This window comes from Acidimicrobiia bacterium, from assembly GCA_036271555.1.
Lineage (GTDB): Bacteria > Actinomycetota > Acidimicrobiia > IMCC26256 > PALSA-610 > DATBAK01.
In genome coordinates, this window is the sequence record DATBAK010000083.1 from 61,545 (window position 1) to 79,442 (window position 17,898).

General features: G+C 70.4%; 18 protein-coding genes. 9 read left to right on the forward strand and 9 right to left on the reverse strand.

All coding sequences use genetic code 11. The features are described from left to right. The first annotated feature begins 33 nt into the window (after positions 1-33). A complete protein-coding gene (locus VH914_18610) occupies positions 34-1,083 on the forward strand; it encodes an Lrp/AsnC family transcriptional regulator (GenBank protein HEX4493221.1) in 1,050 nt (349 codons plus the stop codon). Here the strand turns inward: VH914_18610 and VH914_18615 are convergent. Continuing rightward, positions 1,064-2,113 carry an NAD-dependent epimerase/dehydratase family protein gene (locus VH914_18615; GenBank protein HEX4493222.1) on the reverse strand — a complete coding sequence of 350 codons (1,050 nt, stop codon included), beginning with the start codon at positions 2,111-2,113 and terminating at the stop codon, positions 1,064-1,066. The genes VH914_18610 and VH914_18615 overlap by 20 nt on opposite strands. A gap of 17 nt (positions 2,114-2,130) precedes the next feature. Between VH914_18615 and VH914_18620 the strand changes: the two genes are divergently transcribed. Then, positions 2,131-3,369 (forward strand): zinc-dependent metalloprotease, encoded by a 1,239-nt coding sequence (locus VH914_18620; protein HEX4493223.1) that lies wholly within the window; start codon positions 2,131-2,133, stop codon positions 3,367-3,369. 62 nt (positions 3,370-3,431) lie between these two features. Here VH914_18620 and VH914_18625 read toward each other — a convergent pair whose 3' ends face one another. Together VH914_18625 and VH914_18630 are read right to left on the reverse strand one after the other, a co-directional pair. Next, a complete protein-coding gene (locus tag VH914_18625; protein HEX4493224.1) occupies positions 3,432-4,643 on the reverse strand; it encodes a GNAT family N-acetyltransferase in 1,212 nt (403 codons plus the stop codon). 53 nt (positions 4,644-4,696) lie between these two features. Next, complete coding sequence (locus tag VH914_18630) at positions 4,697-6,031, reverse strand: MFS transporter (protein ID HEX4493225.1); 1,335 nt, start codon at positions 6,029-6,031, stop codon at positions 4,697-4,699. Between the two features lie 332 nt (positions 6,032-6,363). Here VH914_18630 and ppk1 point away from each other — a divergent pair, with 332 nt between their 5' ends. From ppk1 to VH914_18665, 7 genes are all read left to right on the forward strand, one after another. Next, positions 6,364-8,478 carry a polyphosphate kinase 1 gene (gene ppk1 / locus VH914_18635; protein ID HEX4493226.1) on the forward strand — a complete coding sequence of 705 codons (2,115 nt, stop codon included), beginning with the start codon at positions 6,364-6,366 and terminating at the stop codon, positions 8,476-8,478. Continuing rightward, complete coding sequence (locus VH914_18640; GenBank protein ID HEX4493227.1) at positions 8,475-9,377, forward strand: CHAD domain-containing protein; 903 nt, start codon at positions 8,475-8,477, stop codon at positions 9,375-9,377. The genes ppk1 and VH914_18640 overlap by 4 nt, the downstream gene beginning before the upstream one ends. Then, positions 9,368-9,772 (forward strand): NUDIX hydrolase, encoded by a 405-nt coding sequence (locus VH914_18645; GenBank protein HEX4493228.1) that lies wholly within the window; start codon positions 9,368-9,370, stop codon positions 9,770-9,772. Before VH914_18640 ends, VH914_18645 begins: the two co-directional genes overlap by 10 nt. Next, the gene (locus VH914_18650; GenBank protein HEX4493229.1) at positions 9,769-10,242 is read left to right on the forward strand and encodes a phosphoglycerate mutase family protein; all 474 of its coding nucleotides are present in this window, start codon (positions 9,769-9,771) and stop codon (positions 10,240-10,242) included. The genes VH914_18645 and VH914_18650 overlap by 4 nt, the downstream gene beginning before the upstream one ends. Continuing rightward, complete coding sequence (locus VH914_18655) at positions 10,239-10,766, forward strand: HD domain-containing protein (protein HEX4493230.1); 528 nt, start codon at positions 10,239-10,241, stop codon at positions 10,764-10,766. The genes VH914_18650 and VH914_18655 overlap by 4 nt, the downstream gene beginning before the upstream one ends. A 166-nt stretch (positions 10,767-10,932) precedes the next feature. After that, positions 10,933-11,397 carry a peroxiredoxin gene (locus VH914_18660; protein HEX4493231.1) on the forward strand — a complete coding sequence of 155 codons (465 nt, stop codon included), beginning with the start codon at positions 10,933-10,935 and terminating at the stop codon, positions 11,395-11,397. Between the two features lie 22 nt (positions 11,398-11,419). Then, complete coding sequence (locus VH914_18665) at positions 11,420-11,830, forward strand: hypothetical protein (protein HEX4493232.1); 411 nt, start codon at positions 11,420-11,422, stop codon at positions 11,828-11,830. Positions 11,831-11,853: 23 nt separating this feature from the next. On the opposite strand, the gene VH914_18670 is transcribed toward VH914_18665, so the two are convergent. Genes VH914_18670 through pstC form a run of 6 tightly spaced genes read right to left on the reverse strand, consistent with a single transcriptional unit; the run spans position 11,854 to position 17,885 of the window. Next, a complete protein-coding gene (locus VH914_18670) occupies positions 11,854-13,146 on the reverse strand; it encodes a PQQ-binding-like beta-propeller repeat protein (protein ID HEX4493233.1) in 1,293 nt (430 codons plus the stop codon). Positions 13,147-13,204: 58 nt separating this feature from the next. Continuing rightward, positions 13,205-13,918 carry a response regulator transcription factor gene (locus tag VH914_18675; protein HEX4493234.1) on the reverse strand — a complete coding sequence of 238 codons (714 nt, stop codon included), beginning with the start codon at positions 13,916-13,918 and terminating at the stop codon, positions 13,205-13,207. After that, complete coding sequence (locus VH914_18680; GenBank protein HEX4493235.1) at positions 13,918-15,132, reverse strand: ATP-binding protein; 1,215 nt, start codon at positions 15,130-15,132, stop codon at positions 13,918-13,920. Before VH914_18680 ends, VH914_18675 begins: the two co-directional genes overlap by 1 nt. A 16-nt stretch (positions 15,133-15,148) precedes the next feature. Continuing rightward, the gene (gene pstB / locus VH914_18685) at positions 15,149-16,000 is read right to left on the reverse strand and encodes a phosphate ABC transporter ATP-binding protein PstB (GenBank protein ID HEX4493236.1); all 852 of its coding nucleotides are present in this window, start codon (positions 15,998-16,000) and stop codon (positions 15,149-15,151) included. A 14-nt stretch (positions 16,001-16,014) separates the two neighbouring features. Further along, positions 16,015-16,914, reverse strand: a complete 900-nt coding sequence (gene pstA / locus VH914_18690; GenBank protein HEX4493237.1) for a phosphate ABC transporter permease PstA — start codon at positions 16,912-16,914, stop codon at positions 16,015-16,017. Continuing rightward, a complete protein-coding gene (gene pstC / locus VH914_18695) occupies positions 16,911-17,885 on the reverse strand; it encodes a phosphate ABC transporter permease subunit PstC (protein HEX4493238.1) in 975 nt (324 codons plus the stop codon). Before pstC ends, pstA begins: the two co-directional genes overlap by 4 nt. Between the last annotated feature and the right edge of the window lie 13 nt (positions 17,886-17,898).

Consider the following 17,898-nt stretch of genomic DNA (forward strand, 5'->3'; position numbering starts at 1 on the left):
CGGGGGCGTCCTCAGCGCGCGACCATGGGACCGATGGCCGAGCTCGAAGACCTCGACAAGGAATTGCTGAACGCGGTCCAGTGGGACTTCCCGCTGGTGGCCGCGCCGTTCGCAGCATTGGGCGAGCGCCTCGGGATCTCGGAAGCCGACGTGATGGACCGGCTTCGGGCCGCGAAGGCCGCCGGTGTGCTCCGGCAGCTCTCGGCGATCTTCGACACCCGCGCCCTCGGCTACCAGTCGGCACTCGTCGCCGCGAAGGTCGATCCCGACCGCGTCGACGAGGCGGCCGCGGTGATCAGCGAGCACCCGGGCGTGAGCCACAACTACAAGCGCAACCACGCCTACAACCTCTGGTACACGCTCGCGGTGCCGCCCGGTGACGACATCGACGAGCACCTCGCAGTGCTGCACCACGACTCCGGCTCGCTCGTCACCCGCAAGCTCCCGACGCTCACGCTCTACAAGATCGGCGTGAAGCTCGACATGACCGGCGCGACCGCGGCCGACGCGCGCACCGAGGTGCTCGAGCACGAACGACCCGAGCGCAGAGCCGAGATGCCCGCGCCCGACCTCAGCGACCTCGAGCGCGCCGCGATCGAGATCGTGCAGCAGGATCTGCCCGACGATCCGCGACCGTTCGCGGTGATGGGTGCGACGCTCGGCATCGACGAGGACGCGATGCTCGCGCTGCTCGAGCGGTTCAAGGCGCGCAAGCTCATGCGCCGCTTCGCGGCGGTGATGAACCACCGCACCGCCGGTTTCAAGGCGAACGCGATGGGCGTGTGGGCGGTGCCCGAAGCGCGACTCGAGGAGATCGGTCCGCAGATGGCGAGCTTCGCGGCGGTGAGCCACTGCTACCGCCGCCCGACCTACGAGGACTGGCCCTACACCGTCTTCACGATGGTCCACGGCCAGAGCGCGCGCGACTGCGAGGCGACGATCGAGGCGATCCGCGACGACACCGGCATCGCCGAGTACGCGCTGCTGTGGTCGATCAAGGAGTACAAGAAGGTGCGGTTGCGCTACTACACGCCCGAGTGGCAGGCGTGGAGCGACCGGCACCTCACGCCCGCGTCCGCCTGACGTGCACGCGCCGCGCGACTCGCGTGGCACCGATACCGGCACCTACGGTGCCGACGAGTGCCGCGGTTGCAAACGCGACGCGCTTCGGCGTGACGGCCGGCGCGGCGAGCCGCGGTGACGTGAGGATCGCCGACTCGTTCGTGTGCTCCGGTCGCCAGCCCGCGGCGCGCATGCGGTCGTTCGCGACGACCCACGAGTGACGGAGATACGGCAACAGCTCGGGTGACGCCTCACCCAGCCCGCTCGACGAGAGCGCGCGCAGGACGCGGCGCGCGAGGTCGTCGGGCAGCGCGGGCGCGCCCGCACCGACGAGGCCTCGCACCGAGTCGGCAGAGAGCCAGCCGTCGGCCGCGACGTTGCACGCGCCGTCGACCTCGCCGCGCACCGCGAGCGCGAGCGCGCTCGCGACATCGTCGACGTGCACGACCTGGATCTGGCGGTCGACACCGCGCACCGAGACGGGAGGGCGCCCGAGCGCGGCGCGGGCGAAGACACCGTGCGCGCCGGGACCGACGACCGGGGCGAGCCGCAGCGTCGTCGCGCGCGCTCCCGGATGTTCCTCGCACCAGCGCGCGACGCGGCGCTCGTTCTCCGCGTCGTGGAGCGCGGGCAGGAAGCCGGGGTTCGGCCGCAGGGGCGCCGCCTCGGTGATGGGCACCGGATTGTTCGGCCACGCGCCGTACACCGCGGCGCTCGACGTCTGCACGAAGCGGCGCACCCCGACGGTTCCCGCCGCCGCGAGCACGCGCCGCGTGCCGTCGAGGTCGACGTGCCGCAGCAGGGCACGGTCGGACGTGCTCTCGACGACGCCCGCGAGGTGCACGACCGTGTCGACGCCGTCGAGCAGCGGCGCGAGGTCGTGTGACGCGATGTCGACGCGATGGAACTCGAAGCCGCGGATCCGGCGCGCCGGCTCGCGTACGTCGAGACCGACGACACGCGTCACGTCGTGCATCGCGTCGATCTGCAGCAACAGCCGTTGCGCGAGCAGACCGGCGACGCCGGTGACGGCGATTGCGGCGGGGGGCACGTCCATAGACTGATCGGGTGAGCGACGATCCACAAATGGGCCCCGCGGGGTGGCCGTTCGGGCCCGGTTTCGACTTCAACGAGCTCATGCGCATGCTCCAGACGCCCGGTCCCGTGAACTGGGAGCTGGCCCGGCGCGTCGCCGCGGAGACGAGCACGACCGACCGCGAGACGCACCAACCGATGATCGAAGCACCCGTCGACGCGTCCGAGCGCGCGCAGATCCTCGACCTCGTGCGCGCCGCGCAGACGCACGTCGCCGGCGCGACCGCGTTGAGCCACGCGCTCACGCTGCCCGCCGATGTCGTCGACCGCACCGGTTGGGCGCACCGCACGCTCGACGGACTGCGCCCGGTGCTCGTCGCGCTCGCGGAGGCGGTCAGTCCCGACGTCGAGGATCTGCAGATCTCACCCGACGATCCCGAGATCGCGAACAACCCGTTCGGACTCGGTCCCGACATGCTCTCGGGGATGATGTCGGCGCTGTCGCCGGTGCTGCTCGGCTGGCTCGCAGGCTCGCTCTCGGGATTCCTCGCGCAGTTCGCGCTCGGGCAGTACGACCTGCCGCTGCCGCTCGAAGGCGAGCCCGCGCTCGCGTTCGTCGGATCGAACGTCGACGCGTTCGGAAACGACTGGTCGCTCGACACCACCGACCTCCGTTTCGCGCTCGCGCTCCGCGAGGTCGTGCACGGCGCGCAGCGATCGGTGCCGTGGGTCCGGGATCGGCTCGTGCGACTCTCGAGCGCGTACGTCCGCGGCTACGAGCTGCGCCCCGAAGCGCTCGAGCAGCAGTTCGAAGCGCTCACGAACTTCGACCCGTCGACGTTCGATCCGACGAACCCCGGCGCGTTCGCCGACATCGAGCTCCCCGATCCCGGTGCGTTGCTCGACGCGATGCAGACGCCCGCGCAACGACCGGTGCTCGAAGAGCTCCAGCGGTTCTCCTCGGTGCTCGAGGGCTACGCCGACACCGTCGTCGACGCGGTCGGCGAGCCGCTCGTGCCGTCGCTGCGGCAGATCGAGGAGGCGCTGCGGCGTCATCGCGTCGACCGCGGTCGCGCCGCCGAGTTCGTCGATCGGATGCTCGGCCTCGAGCTCGGGCGCGAGCACTACGAGCAGGGCCACGCGTTCTGCCTGGGTGTCGTCGAGCGCGGTGGTCAGGAAGCGCTCGACCGGCTGTGGGAGTCGGAGGCCATGGTGCCCACTCCCAACGAGATCACCGCCCCCGGCCTCTGGCTCGCGCGCATCGAGCTGTAGGGCGACGCGACGACGCGCTCGTCACACGCTGCCGAAGCCGCGAGCGGAGCGAGCGAGAGAGCTCAGAACCACGTAGGGCTGGCGGGCGCGGGATAGGACGCGAGCATCGCGTCGACGCGCGCGACGGCGCCCGGCGTGTGCTCGACGATGCGACCCGCCGCCGCGTGGAGCTCGGCGCGGGTGCCGCCGAGATAGATCGAGCCGAGGGTCGCGATCCCGAGCTCGAGATCCGCGTCGGCCGTCGTCGCCCGGCAGGTCGCGCCCTCGGGACCACCGTCGAGCTCGACGCGCGTCGTTCGGTCGTCGTGGCGAACTGCGAGCACGAGCGTGTCGGAGGTCGTGTACCGGCGAGCTTCGAGCGCGCGCTCGACGTCGAGGATCTTCAACCAGAGGTGGTCGAACAACGCGTGGATCCGAAGCTTGCGGGAGTCGGCGAGGAGGAAGCGCAGCGGTTCGTCGATCGGGAACCGCGCGCCGGAGATCGTCTCGATGAGGTCGACCGAGCAGGCGAAGTCCCACAGCGCGGCGCGCGCCGACGGCGTGGTCGTGATCAGGTCGACGACGTGGAGCGTCGTGTGGTGGGTGCCGTGCTCGAAGTCACCCGACACCTCGTACGCGAGGAAGCCGTCGTCGACGCCGTCGCGATCCTCGTGCACGACGAAGAAGCTCGCCTTGTCGGCCGGCAGGAACTGCGCGAACGACTCCTCCCACCACGGCTCGGGACGCGACACCATGCCCGCGCGTTGCGTGCACGCGCGCGCGTACACGAGCGGGAAGCGCTGCAGCGCGTCGTCGCGGTCGACGTACCGAACCCGCCCCTGGTCGAGCGGTGCGGTCGCGAGCGCGGCGTGGGCGCGCGCGACGGAGAAGTTCATGCGCCAGGTGGCGATGCCGTAGCCGAAGCGCTCGTAGATACCGGCTTCCGACGCGGTGAGGATCGAGATCGCCTCACCGTGCTCGATCGCGTCCGCGTCGAGCGCAGCCATCATCTTGCGCAATGCGCCCCGGCGGCGGAACGTCGGCGCGACCGAGATCCAGCTCACGCCCGCGGCGGGCACGATCACCCCGCCCGGCAGCGTCAGCTCGAACGAGTAGTTGCGGCCCGACGCGACGATCTCACCGTCGGCGACCGCGACGCGCGATCGGTCGAGCTCCGAGCTCGCGAAGCCGAGGGGCGTGTCCGGCGGGAGCGGCGGCTGACTGAACGCCATCGCGCCGACGCGCACGACCGCATCGAGCTCGCTTTCCTCGAAGGGCCGGAGCTCGAGGTCCATCGGGGCAGTCTGCCGGGCCCGCCCGTCGCGCCGGTCCGAATTTCGGCGGCCGCCTACCCGCCGGCCGGAAAGGCGTCGGGCGGATCGTCGCGGCGAGCGCGGCTCGCGCGCGCCCGCCGATCACGGACGCGCGCACCGAGGTGGCGGCGCACCGCGCGCGCGGGCACCGCGAGGAGGTCGACGGGTTCCGAGGCCTCGTGCAGCCGGCCACTCCGCGCGAGCGACACCGCGCGCCGCGCGGTACCGAAGTACGAGAGGCCGGCGAACAGCAACACGAGCGCAAGCAGGAACAGCCCGCCGCGCTCGCGACCGGGAAACAACACCGCGAGCAGACCACCGAGCACCCACACGAGCTGGAACCGCGTCTCGAAGCGCGCGAACGCGCGGCCGCGCGCGGCGTCCGGCGCGTCGCGCTGGACGAGGCTGTCGAACACGAGTCGTCCGCACGCGGCGCCCGACGCGATCGAGAACGCGGCGATGCACAACGACACACGGCCCGCGCCGCGCGCCGCGAACACCAGCAGTACCCCGGGGATGAGCAACGATCCGCTGAGGATCCACTCCTCGCGGATCTTGCGTCTGAGAAACGGCGCAAGGATGACGCCGATGCCGTTGCCGCTCGCGCTCATCGACAGCACGAGCCCGTACACCCACGCGGCCTCGTGCTGCTTCTTCAACAAGAGCGCGACGAAGAACGTCATGAATCCGACCGCGCCGCGCAGCAGACCCATCGCGGTGCCCGCGACGACGATCGTCGCCGCCTGCAGCTCGCTGCGCTGCTCCGTCGTCTCCGGCGCCGCGACGTGAGGCGCGCGCTGGATACGGAACGCGGCGAACGTCGCCGCGATGAACACGAGCGCGCCGACGCGCAGCACCCATGAGCCGCCGACCGTCTTCAAGAATGCGGCCGCGATCGACCCGCTGAGGATGCCCGCGAGCACGGAGATCAATTGGAGGCGCGAGTTGGCGCGGACGAGCTCGGCGTCGTCGGTGACGACGGTCGGCACCAACGAGCTCTTGGCGATGTTCTGGCCCTTCGACAGCACCAGCGAGCCGAACGCGAGCGGGTAGAGCGCCAGTCCTTTGATGTTGTTCGCCATGAAGACGCACAGCACCGCGCGGCCGACGCACGCGAGCACGAACATCATGCGCCGGCCGCCACGCGAGCGATCGAGGAGTGGGCCGAGGATCGGCGCGACGACAGAGAACGGCGCCATCGTCAGCACCAGGTAGAGGATGACCTTCCCGCGCGCCGCGCTCGCGGCGACGTTGAAGAAGATCGAGTCTGCGAGCGCGACCGTGACAAACAGGTCGCCACTCACCGCGAGCGCGTACGCGATCGCGAGCTTCGAGAACGGCGAGGCGGAGCTCTCGATCTTCGTACGCACGTCCGTCCGGCACACGGTAGCGGTCAGGTGTCGGGGATTGCTCACGAGGCGCAGGCGCGACGGCGACCCGAACGAGTTGGTGACGTCGCCACCTGTCGGCAACGCGTTCGCAAGGTGACGGCCACGTCACTCACTTACCGTGATTCGTGCAGCAAAGAGCTGCCCGGCCCCCCTCAGCCGGAGCCCGGTCCCACCCACCGGGCGCACCCGGCGCCGACGAGTCGTCACGGCCCGGCGCCAACCACCTGCGGCGGCCGCCCGTCCCGCCTCCCACGGGAACCGGGCGGCCGACCAGGTGGCAAATCGAGCCCCCTCTTCTACGATGACGTGAGATGAGCCTGACGGACGCGGTGGTCGGAGAGCCCGTCGAGCCCGATGCCCGCTATGTGAACCGCGAGCTTTCGTGGCTCGACTTCAACGCACGCGTGCTCGCGCTCGCCGAGGACCGCGCGCTGCCGCTGCTCGAGCGCACGAAGTTCCTGGCGATCTTCTCGCAGAACCTCGACGAGTTCTTCCAGGTGCGCGTGTCGGCGCTCAAGGAGCAGATCGAGAGCGGCCTGCGCATCACCGCGCCGGACGGGCTCGATCAGGTCGCGCAGCTGAAGGCGATCCGGAACAGCGTCGACGAGCTCGTCACCCGCCAGGCCGCGCTGTTCACGAAGGAGATCGCGCCCGCGCTCGAGCACGCGGGCATCCGCTTCGTGAGCTGGGACGATCTCGACTCGTCCGATCGCCAGCAGCTGAGCAAGGTGTTCGACGACCGCATCTTCCCGGTGCTCACCCCGCTCGCAGTCGACCCCGCGCATCCGTTCCCGTACATCTCGAACCTCTCGTTGAACCTTGCGATCAGCGTGCGCGATCCCGCGTTCGGCGAAGATCTCTTCGCGCGCGTGAAGGTGCCGCCGTTGCTGCCGCGCTTCATCGCGCTCCCCGACGGCGAGCGCTTCGTGCCGCTCGAGCAGGTGATCGCGGCGCACCTCGACGCGCTGTTCCCCGGCATGCAGGTGCTCGGCCACGCCGTGTTCCGCGTGACGCGCGACGCCGACTTCGAGCTCTCCGACGAGTCCGAAGATCTGTTGAGCGCGATCGAGGTCGTGCTGCAACAGCGCACGCGCTTCGGCCGGTCGGTGCGGCTCGAGGTCGACACGTCGATGACGGTCGAAGTGCTCGACCTGCTCTGCCGCGAGCTCGAGCTCGGTCCCGACGCGGTGAGCGTCCTCGACGCGCCGCTCGACCTCGGCGGGCTCTGGGCCCTGTTCGACCTCCCGCGCGACGACCTGAAGTACCCGCCGTGGCGCGGCGTCGTCCCACCCGGGCTCGAGGGCGACGACATCTTCGCCGACATCCGCGCCGGCGACGTGCTCGTGCACCTGCCGTACGAGTCGTTCGCGGCGAGTGTCGAGGCGTTCGTCGCGGCCGCCGCGCGCGACCCGAAGGTGCTCGCGATCAAGCAGACGCTGTATCGCGCGGGCGGCGACGAAGCCGGCATCGTCGCGTCGCTCGCGAAAGCCGCGCGCCAGGGCAAGCAGGTCGTGACGCTCGTCGAGCTCAAGGCGCGCTTCGACGAGCAGGCGAACATCGAGCGGGCCCGCAGCCTCGAGCAGGCGGGCGTGCACGTCGTGTACGGGCTCGTCGGGCTGAAGACGCACTGCAAGGTGCTGCTCGTCGTGCGCCAGGAGGCCGACGGCATCCGCCGTTACTGCCACATCGGTACGGGCAACTACAACCCGAAGACGGCGACGTTGTACGAGGACCTCGGCGTCTTCTCCGCCGATCCCGCGCTCGGCGCCGACCTCTCCGAGCTCTTCAACTACCTCACCGGCTACGGGCGACCGCGCGCGCTGCGCCGGCTGATCGTCGCGCCGTCGTCGTTGCGCCCCGAGGTGATGCGCCGCATCGAGGAGCAGGGTCGCGCCGGCGGTCGTATCACGATGAAGATGAACGCGCTCGTCGACCCGGAGCTCATCGACGCGCTCTACGACGCCGCGCAGCACGGTGCCCAGATCGATCTGCTCGTCCGCGGCATCTGCTGCCTGCGGCCCGGTGTGCCGGGGCTGTCGGAGCGCATTCGCGTGCGCTCGATCGTCGGGCGCTTCCTCGAGCACTCGCGCATCTTCCGCTTCGGCGGCGTCGACGGCCCCGCGGAGTACCTCATCGGGTCGGCCGACCTGATGCCGCGAAACCTCGATCGCCGCATCGAGGCGCTGCTCACCGTCACCGGGCCCGAGTTGCAGGCGCGGCTCGACGAGATCCTCGAGGTCGGCATGACCGACGACGTCGGCGCGTGGGAGCTCCTCGCCGACGGCACCTGGCGCACGGTGCGTACCGAGCACGGCATCGACCTGCAACGGCGGCTCCAAGAGCTCGCGCTCGCGCGCGTGCAGGCGCGCGCGGCGGAACGAGCGTCGTCGGCAAAGGACTCGCGCGCCGCCGCCGACGACACGTGAGCGGAAGCGCCGTCGCGGTCTCGGCCGTCCGCGACGCGCTCGACCGCGCGGTGCAGCGTCTCCTCGCCGCCGATCCCGTCGCCCGCATCGGCGACGACCCCGAAGGTGTGCATCAGGCGCGCGTCGCGACGCGCCGGCTGCGGTCGGATCTGCTCACGTTCGCACCGCTGCTCGATCCCGAGTGGGTCGAGTCGTTGCGCGCAGAGGCGAAGTGGTTGGGCACGGAGCTCGGCACGGTGCGCGAGTCGGAAGTGCTGCTCGGACACTTGCGAACGCGGTCGCGCGCGCTGCCGAGCGACGCCGAGCGCGCGGTGTGCAACCTCGTCGAGCACGCGGCCGGTGACCGCGAGGCCGCGTACGCGCGCGTCGTCGGGATCATGCGCAGCACCCGATATCTCGAGCTCGTCGACCGATTGGTGCAGGGCGCGATCGCGCCTCGCGTGCAGCCCGAGGCCTTCAGGGCGGGTCGGCCCGAGCTCGCGCGCCTGGCGCGCCGACCGTGGAAGAAGCTCGAGCGCGACCACGGGCGGCTCGGATCGAACCCACCCGACGAGGTCCTGCATGCGCTCCGGATCCGCGCCAAGCGCGCCCGGTACGCGGTCGAAGCGGTCGCCGACTTCTTCGACTCCGACGCACCGCACGAGCTCGCCGCCGCGCTCACGAACCTGCAGGACGTGCTCGGCGCGCATCAGGACGCCGTGGTCGCGCAAACCTGGCTGCACGACGAGCTCGCGCGCGAGCACGCCGCGCGTCGCAACGGCGACCGCCCCGGCCCCGCGCAGACGTTCGCCGCGGGCATGCTCGCCGGCCTGCTGCGCATCGACGCGCTGGCGGCGCTCGAGGAGCTGCCCGAGGCGTGGCGCCGGACCGACCGAAGCCGCCTGACCTCGTGGATGTAACGGTCGCAGCCGCAGGCGGGATCGTCACGCGGCGCGCGGCGGACGGGCGCGTCGAGGTCTTGCTCGTGCACCGGCCGAAGTACGACGACTGGACGCTCCCGAAAGGAAAACTCGATCCCGGCGAGCGCGACGAAGCGGCCGCGCGTCGAGAGGTGTACGAAGAAACCGGATACGAGTGCGCGCTCGGCGCGCGCGGACCGACCGTTCGCTATGTCGATGGCAAGGGCCGACCGAAGCGCGTGCGTTACTGGTTCATGACCGTCGTCGGCGGAAGCCCGGTCGTGCCGAACGCCGAGGTCGACGAGTTGCGTTGGCTCTCGGCCTCCGACGCGAGCACACTGCTCACGTATCCGCACGACCAGCCCCTCGTCTCGCGCCTCGGAGTCGCCCCATGACGATCTATCTCGTGCGCCACGCGAAGGCGGGTGATCGGAGTCAGTGGCGCGACGAGGACTGGTTGCGCCCGCTGAGCCGCGCCGGCAGCGCCCAAGCGCGCGATCTCGTCACCGTGTTGCGGGACGCGCGCGTCGATCGCATCCTCAGCAGCCGGTACGTGCGCTGCATGGAGACGGTCGTGCCGCTCGCCGGTGCGCGCGGACTGCCGATCGAGGTCGAGGAATCGCTCGCGGAAGGCGGCGACACCGACGCGGTCCTCGCGCTCGTCCGCAAGCATCTGACGCCCGGCGCGGTGATGTGCAGCCACGGCGACGTCATCCCCGCGGTGCTCGCGAGTCTCGCGACGAACGGTGTCGCCCTGGGCCCGGACCCGCGTTGCCCGAAGGGCTGCATCTGGATGCTCGACGGCGACGGCTCCGATGTCACCCGCGCCACGTACCTTCCTCCGCCCAACGCGCCGGGCGAATGATCACTTCGGTCGACGAGCTGTTCGCGGTGCTCGCGGCCAGCACCGCGCACGCCGACGAGGAGGACGTCGACCTCCTCGCGCACGCGCTCCAGTGCGCGACCGGGTTGCGTGCGTCCGCGCCCGACGACGTCGAGCTGCAGGTTGCCGGGCTCGTACACGACATCGGCACCGCGCTGGTACCCGACGCGCCCGACGTGCACGCTCGCATCGGCGCCGACGCGGTCCGCACCCTGCTGGGCGCGCGGGTCGCACGGCTCGTGGCCGGTCACGCGGAGGCGAAGCGCTATCTCGTCTCCGTCGACACGGCGTATCGCGATGCGCTGTCGGCGCGCAGCGTGGTGACGCTCGCGGCGCAGGGCGGTCCGCTCGACGAGCGCGCCGCCGCGGCGTTCGCTCGCGGTCGCGACGCCGACGCCTTGGTCGCGCTCCGGCGCGCCGACGACGCCGCCAAGGTGCCCGGCGCCGACGCCGGCACCCTCGACGCCTGGAGGGCCGCAGTCACGGCGCTGACCGCGTCCCGCTGACCTCGGCGTTCTCACCGAATCGTCAAGGTCCGGTGGGATTCGTGCCGATGGAACGGTCATAAGCTGCGCTCTTCTGTCCACGGACCGGCACCGCCCGACCGGTCGGCACGCTTGGTCGTGTCGGCGCGGGCTGACCCGGCACGTCCCCATGAGGAGCAGCAGCAGCATGCCCGTGCAGGTCGGCGATCAGGCCCCCGATTTCACGCTCAAGGATCAGACCGGAAACGACGTCACGTTGTCGAGCTTCCGCGGCGAGAAGAACGTCGTGCTCGTCTTCTATCCGTTCACGTTCACCGGCGTGTGCGAGGGCGAGCTGTGCTCGCTGCGCGACGACATCGGCGCGTTCGACACCAACGCCGCGCAGGTGATCGCGCTGTCGTGCGACACGCGCCACGCGCAGGCGCAGTGGGCCGAGCGCCAGGGCTTCACGTTCCCGGTGCTCTCGGACTTCTGGCCGCACGGTGCGGTGGCACAGGCGTACGGCGTCTTCAACGAGGCGCTCGGCTGCGCGAACCGCGCGACCTTCGTGATCGACAAGGCGGGCACGGTCGTCGACACGTTCGAATCGCCGAATCTCGGGACGCCGCGCGATCGCGAGGCGTACGAGGCGGCACTGGCAAAGCTCGGATAGAGCGAACGAGGAGTGGGTGGCGATGCGGTTCTCTGACTTGATGGGCTCTGGCGACGACCGCGAGCCGAAGCCCTCCGACAGTGCCATCGACGCCGCGATCGCGCCCTACCTCGACGACCACGCCGAGGTCGCGCCGTCCCCGTTTGCGGACCACGCGGTCGAGCCGGTCGAGGTCGCGGCCGCGAGTGCGCCAATGGCTGCACCCGCGCCCGACCTCCCGGCTCCACCCGTCGTGCCGGCGGGCATCGCCTCCTTCGACGTCGCGACTCCGGTCGATGCCGCGCCACCGCGGCGGGCGTGGCAACCCGAACGTCCGGTCACGGGGGCGGTCGAGACACCGACCGCAGCTCCCGATCCGGTCGCGGCGATCGCCACCGCCGTTGCCGACCTCACCCCGTTCTCCGACGACCTCCTGCCGTCCCGCCGCCGCTAGTGCGGCCGATCCTCGCCGACGGGTCAGGGACTGAGCACGATCAGCTCGTAATCGAGGCACGCCGAGATCGCGTACAGGCGACCGTTCGCGATCGCCGGCGCACCGAGACAGGGTGAGTCGATCGAGGTCGGGCTCGCAGGCGCGATCGTCGCTCCAGTCGCCTCTGCGTAGTAGGTGATCGCGGAGGCGCCGTTCACGTATTGCGTCGTGAACATGATCCCGTTCGCGAGCGCAGCCGCCCCGGCCGCGTTCAAGTCCTTTGACCACACGGTCACGCCGGTCGTCGTATCGAACGCCGTCGTGATGTCGTGTCCTCCGTCGTTTGGATTCAACACGTTGTCGAACAGCAACCCCGCCCCGCTGTCGAGCGACAGATAACCGCCGTCGGATCCAAGGTCGTCGCTGGCCCAGAGCCGATCGCCGGTCTTCGTATCGAATGCTTCGACGTCCTGGTTGGTGGCGTTCATCGCGTACACGACCGTCTTCGTCGCGACCGGAGCATCCATGTCACTGATTCCCGCGATCCCTCCGTTCGCGAAGGTCTTCGTCCAGATTTGTCGCCCGGTCTTTGCGTTCAGCGCCGTGAGACCGCCTCCGCCGCCGTTGTTCGTCACGAACACCCGACCGCCCGCGACCGCGACCGCACCCCACCCACCGCCACCGCTTCCCGCGACCGGCGCGCGCCAGAGGCGGGTGCCCGAAGCGAGCGCGAACGCCGTGACATGAGTCTCGAGACTTCCGTAGTCGGCGACATAGGCGACTCCGCCGCTGATCGTCGGGGAGGCCTCGGAGTAGCCGGTGAGAAGGTGCTTCCACTGAACCGCACCCGACTTCGTGTTCAACGAAATCGCCGAGCTCGGTCCGGAGTGCTTCGGCTGAGTCACGACGACGACGTGATCGCCGGAGACCGCGGGTGTCGTGTAGTTCTCTCCACCGACGGACAGCTTGTGGCTCCAGCGAACGGCGCCATCCGCCGTGTACGACGTCACCGACGATCCGACGACATACACGTTTCCGCCGCTCACCGCGGGCTGCGACCCGACCGCAGGAAGCGGAATCGCGGCGATCTGATGAACCTGGGCGACGCTCGAAGCTGTCAGCGCAGTGTCGGTCGCGTTGAACGCGCTGTGCGACGCATCTCTCTGGAGCTGCGGCCACGCATCGGTCGATACCAGAGAGGAGCGGGAGCGCGAAGGCGCCGCGGTTGCGCTCGTCGAGCTCACGATCGGCGCCGCGATCAAGACCGCGAGCACCACCAGCCCACATCGACGCACGCGCCGCATCTGCCCTCCCGATCGACGGACCAGGCGCCACATCGGCCCCGACCATCCCAGATCGCGGACGCTAGCAAGCCCTTCCTCGCGCCGCCGACGCTCAGACGCGGGGCTTCTCGTAGCGGTAGCCGACGCCGCGCACGGTCACGATGCGCGTGGGACGCGCGGGATCGCTCTCGACCTTCGCCCGCAGCCGCTTGATGTGCACGTCGAGCGTCTTGGTGTCGCCGAAGTAGTTCGGGCCCCAGATCCGGTCGATGAGCACGTCGCGCGTGAGCACGCGCCCCGCGTTCGTCAGCAGGAACTCGAGCAGCTCGAACTCCTTCAGCGGCAGCGCGGCGATCTCACCGCGCACCCAGACCTCGTGGCGCGCGGTGTCGACACGCACGTCGCCGATCTCGAGCTGGTCGGGGCGGTCGACCTGCTCGACGTCGACGTCGGTCGGCACGCGCCGCAGCGCGGCGCGCACACGCGCGATGAGCTCGCGCAGACGGAACGGCTTCGACACGTAGTCGTCGGCGCCGACCTCGAGCCCCACGACCGCGTCGATCTCGCCGTTGCGCGCGGTCACCATGATGATCGGCACGCGCGATCGCGTGCGGATCTCGCGGCAGACGTCGATACCCGAGATCTTCGGCAGCATGACGTCGAGTAGCACGAGCGCGGGCTTCGTCGCGTCGAAGCGCTCGATCGCCTCGGCGCCGTCGGCCGCGGTCACGACGAGGAAGCCCTCGCGCTGCAGCGTGACCGACAGCGCGTCGCGGTACGACTGCTCGTCGTCGACGACGAGTACGAGCGGCGGATCGTCGGCCATCAGGATGCCTCGGACAGGTCACGGGCGGCCGGCGGGGTCGCGGGCAGCAACAGGGTGAACGTGGTGCCTTCGCCCTCGTGCGACTCGACGGTGACCTCACCGCCGTGCGCCTGCGCAGTGTGGCGCACGATCGCGAGCCCGAGCCCGGTCCCGCCGGTCTGGCGGCTGCGCGCGCGGTCGACGCGGTAGAAGCGCTCGAAGATCCGTTCGAGATCGCGCGACGGGATGCCGATGCCGTGATCGCGCACGACGATCGCGGCGCGGTCACCCTTCCGGACGGCCGTCACCTCGACCGGCTGGCCCGGCTCGGAGTACTTCACCGCGTTGTCGAGCAGGTTGAAGATCGCGCTCACGACCTGGCGCCGATCGCACTCGATGCGCAGGTCGGGCGGAACGCGCGTCGCGTCGATCGAGATGCCGCTCGTGTCGGCCGCGCCGCGCACCTGATCCACCGCGTCGGTGACGAGCGCAGCGACGGGGAGGGGCTCGCGGCCCGAGCGCTCCTGTGCCTCGAGCAGGCTGAGATCGAGCAGGTCTTCGACGATGCGCGCGAGCCGTTCGCTCTCGCGCACCATGCGCTCCGCGAGCTGCGCGGTGACCTCGCTCTCGCTCCCACCCGCGATGGCCTCGGCCAGCACCGCGAGCGCACCGATCGGTGTCCGCAGCTCGTGACTCACGTTGGCGACGAAATCGCGGCGCATGTTCTCGGTGCGGCGCGACTCGGTGACGTCGCGCACGAACGCGACCGCACCGCTCGCCGCGCCGTGCTCGGGAAGCGGCAACGCGCGCAGCTGCAAGGTCTGCCGGGGCGGGCCGAACAGGATGAGCTCGCGCTCGACCGGTTGACCGGCGAGCGCCTGGTCGAGCAGCTCGCTGATCGCCTGCTCCGCGACCGCGTCGGAATGCCGCGCGCCGGTGAAGCGACTCGCGGCCGAGTTGGACACGAGCACGCGCCCCTCGACGTCGACGACCATGAGCCCGTCGGTGACCGCCTGGAGCGCGGCCGTCAGCCGGTCGCCGTCGACCCGCAGCTGCTCGGCGTCGAGACGCAGCTGGGCCAGCATCGCGTCGGCGCCGTCCTCCCCGACCGCCGGCTCGGCTTCCCGCGCGTCGGCGAGCGACGCGACACGACGGTCCAACCGGCGCGCGGCCACGAGCACCGCGACGAGCAGCGCGAGCGCGCAGCCGAAGAAGACGACCGCGAGCGCGGTCATCGCCCCACCCTCGCCGTCATCCGAACCTGCCGGTGATATAGCCCTCGGTACGGGGATCGCTGGGGTTCGTGAAGATCACGTCCGTGCGGTCGTACTCGACGAGCCGGCCACGTCGGTGACCGTCGACGACCTCCGCCGTGAAGAAACCGGTGCGGTCCGAGACGCGTGCGGCCTGCTGCATGTTGTGCGTGACGATCACGATCGTGTACTCGCGCTTGAGCTCCGTCATGAGGTCCTCGATGCGCGCCGTCGCGATCGGGTCGAGCGCGGAGCAGGGCTCGTCCATGAGGATCACGTCCGGCTGCACGGCGATCGCGCGCGCGATGCAGAGCCGTTGCTGCTGACCACCGGAGAGCGCGAGCGCGCTCTTCTTCACCTTGTCCTTGACCTCGTCCCAGAGCGCGGCGCGCGTGAGCGCCGACTCGACGAGGTCGTCGAGCTCGCCGCGCTTCACCCCGTTGATGCGCGGCCCGTACGCGACGTTGTCGTACACCGACTTCGGGAACGGGTTCGGCTTCTGGAAGACCATGCCGATCCGCCGCCGCACCTCGGCCGCGTCGACCTTGGGTCCGTACAGATCTTCGCCGTGGTAGCGAACCGTGCCGCTCACACGCGCACCGGGAGTGAGGTCGTGCATGCGGTTCAGCGTGCGCAGCACGGTCGTCTTCCCGCAGCCCGACGGACCGATGAACGCCGTGATCTCCTGCGCGGAGATCTCGAGGTCGACCTCCTCGACGGCGAGCACGGGGCCGTACGACACCGACAGCTGCGCGAGGTCGAAGACGGTCACGCGTACATCGTCGTCGATCGCGGCCGGCGCCGGCGCGGTGGCCTGGAGACGGGGCATCACGGTGGTGGTCTCGGGCACGGCTTCCTCCGAGGTCATGACGCGGTGGTTCGGCGCGAGTACACGGCGGTCACGACGCGGGCGATCACCGTGAAGATGAACACGATCCCGACGAGCGTGAGCGCGGCCGCCCATGCTCGGTCGGTCGATGCGGCGAAGGGCGAGTTCGTGCCGCGGAAGATCTGGAGCGACAGCGTCGTGTTCGGGCCGTTGAACAGTGAGTGGTTGGTCTTGTAGACGATGCCGACGACGAAGAGCAGCGGAGCGGTCTCGCCCGCGGCGCGCGCGATCGCGAGGAGCGCACCGCTGACGATGCCCGGTGCGGCGGCCGGCAGGACGACGCGCACGATGGTGCGCGCCTGCCGGCTGCCGAGCGCCACGCTCCCCTCGCGCAACTCGCCCGGAACGAGGCGCAGCATCTCGTCGGTCGTGCGGATCACGATCGGCAGCATGAGGCACCCGAGCGCGATCGCGCCGGCGAAGGCATCCGCCTTTTGCGTGTGCAGGACGATCGCGGTGTACACGAAGAGTCCCATCACGACCGACGGCACACCCGTCATGATCTCGGCGAAGAAGCGCAGGATGCGGGCGATGAATCCCTCGGCGCCATACTCGTTCAGGTAGACGCCGCCGAGCACGCCGAGCGGCACGGCCATCGCCGACGCCGCGCCGGTGACGAGCAGCGTGCCGTACACCGCGGGCCCCATACCCGGTCCCGCCTGTGTCGGGATCGGGATCTCCTTCGTGAGGAACGACCAGCTGAACACGGAATGGCCGCGCAGGACGATGGTGACGACGAGCCAGACGAGCGGCACCGCGACGACGAAGAACGACAGCACGATGCACGCGGTCGCGATCCCGTTCTTGATCGCCCGCGCGCGGTGCTTCGCGGCCGGACCGAGTCGGATCGCCGGCGTCGTCGTGACGGCGGTCATGCGCCCGTGCTCCGTTGCTCGAAGCGGGCGACGAGTCCACGCGCCGCGACCCCGATCAGGATCGTGAGAAAGAACAGCACGACTCCGAGTCCGACGAGCGCGGCGCGGTAGTCGCCGGTTGCCTCACCGAACTGGCTCGCGATTCCCGCGGCCATCGTGTTCCCCGGCGAGAACAGGCGCCCGGTGAGCGAGGTCGCCGATCCGATGACCAGCGTGACCGCGATCGTCTCGCCCATCGCACGGCCGAGCCCGATCAGCACCGCGCCGACGATCCCGCTCCGGCTGTGGGGAAGGACGGCGCCGCGGATCATCTCCCACCGGGTCGCGCCGAGCGCCGTCGCGCCCTCCTTCTGCGCGACGGGAACCGTCGCGAACACCTCACGCGTGATCGACGTGATGATCGGCGTGATCATGAGCGCGACCACGAGGCCCGCGGTCATGAAGCCGAGACCCGTGATCGGACGTCCCGAGAACATCGTGCCGATCAACGGAATCGAGTGCGTCCAGTGGCTCACGTCGGTGTAGAGGCCCGTCAACTTCGGCGCGACGTAGAGGAACCCCCAGAGGCCGAACACCACCGACGGCACCGATGCGAGCAGGTCGATCACGTACACGATCGAGTTGCGGAGCCGCCGGGGCGCGATCTCGGTGATGAACAGCGCGATCCCGATGCTCACCGGCACCGCGAACACGAGCGCGATCGCGGAGACGACGATCGTGCCGTAGAGGAACGTGAGCGTCCCGAACCGGTTGTGCGGTGGATCCCACGTCGTCGCGGTGAAGTACGAGAGTCCTTGATGGGTGAACGCGGGCCACGCCTGCTGCGTCGTCGAGAACGCGATCAGCCCGAGGATCACCAGCACCGACAAGCCCGCGAGCAGCGCGACGGCCCGGAACGCACGATCCGCGAGGAGACCGGGTGCGCGTTGACCGTCGGCGAGATGGGAGACGGGCGGTGAGGCAGCGACCATGAAGGCAGCGAGT

Bases quoted from the DNA above. Each gene is read 5' to 3' on its own strand.
- VH914_18610 (HEX4493221.1), top strand. From the start codon at position 34: ATGGCCGAGCTCGAAGACCTCGACAAGGAATTGCTGAACGCGGTCCAG.
- VH914_18625 (HEX4493224.1), bottom strand. From the start codon at position 4,643: ATGGACCTCGAGCTCCGGCCCTTCGAGGAAAGCGAGCTCGATGCGGTC.
- ppk1 (HEX4493226.1), top strand. From the start codon at position 6,364: ATGAGCCTGACGGACGCGGTGGTCGGAGAGCCCGTCGAGCCCGATGCC.
- VH914_18650 (HEX4493229.1), top strand. From the start codon at position 9,769: ATGACGATCTATCTCGTGCGCCACGCGAAGGCGGGTGATCGGAGTCAG.
- VH914_18655 (HEX4493230.1), top strand. From the start codon at position 10,239: ATGATCACTTCGGTCGACGAGCTGTTCGCGGTGCTCGCGGCCAGCACC.
- VH914_18660 (HEX4493231.1), top strand. From the start codon at position 10,933: ATGCCCGTGCAGGTCGGCGATCAGGCCCCCGATTTCACGCTCAAGGAT.
- VH914_18665 (HEX4493232.1), top strand. From the start codon at position 11,420: ATGCGGTTCTCTGACTTGATGGGCTCTGGCGACGACCGCGAGCCGAAG.
- VH914_18670 (HEX4493233.1), bottom strand. From the start codon at position 13,146: ATGTGGCGCCTGGTCCGTCGATCGGGAGGGCAGATGCGGCGCGTGCGT.
- VH914_18675 (HEX4493234.1), bottom strand. From the start codon at position 13,918: ATGGCCGACGATCCGCCGCTCGTACTCGTCGTCGACGACGAGCAGTCG.
- VH914_18680 (HEX4493235.1), bottom strand. From the start codon at position 15,132: ATGACCGCGCTCGCGGTCGTCTTCTTCGGCTGCGCGCTCGCGCTGCTC.
- pstA (HEX4493237.1), bottom strand. From the start codon at position 16,914: ATGACCGCCGTCACGACGACGCCGGCGATCCGACTCGGTCCGGCCGCG.
- pstC (HEX4493238.1), bottom strand. From the start codon at position 17,885: ATGGTCGCTGCCTCACCGCCCGTCTCCCATCTCGCCGACGGTCAACGC.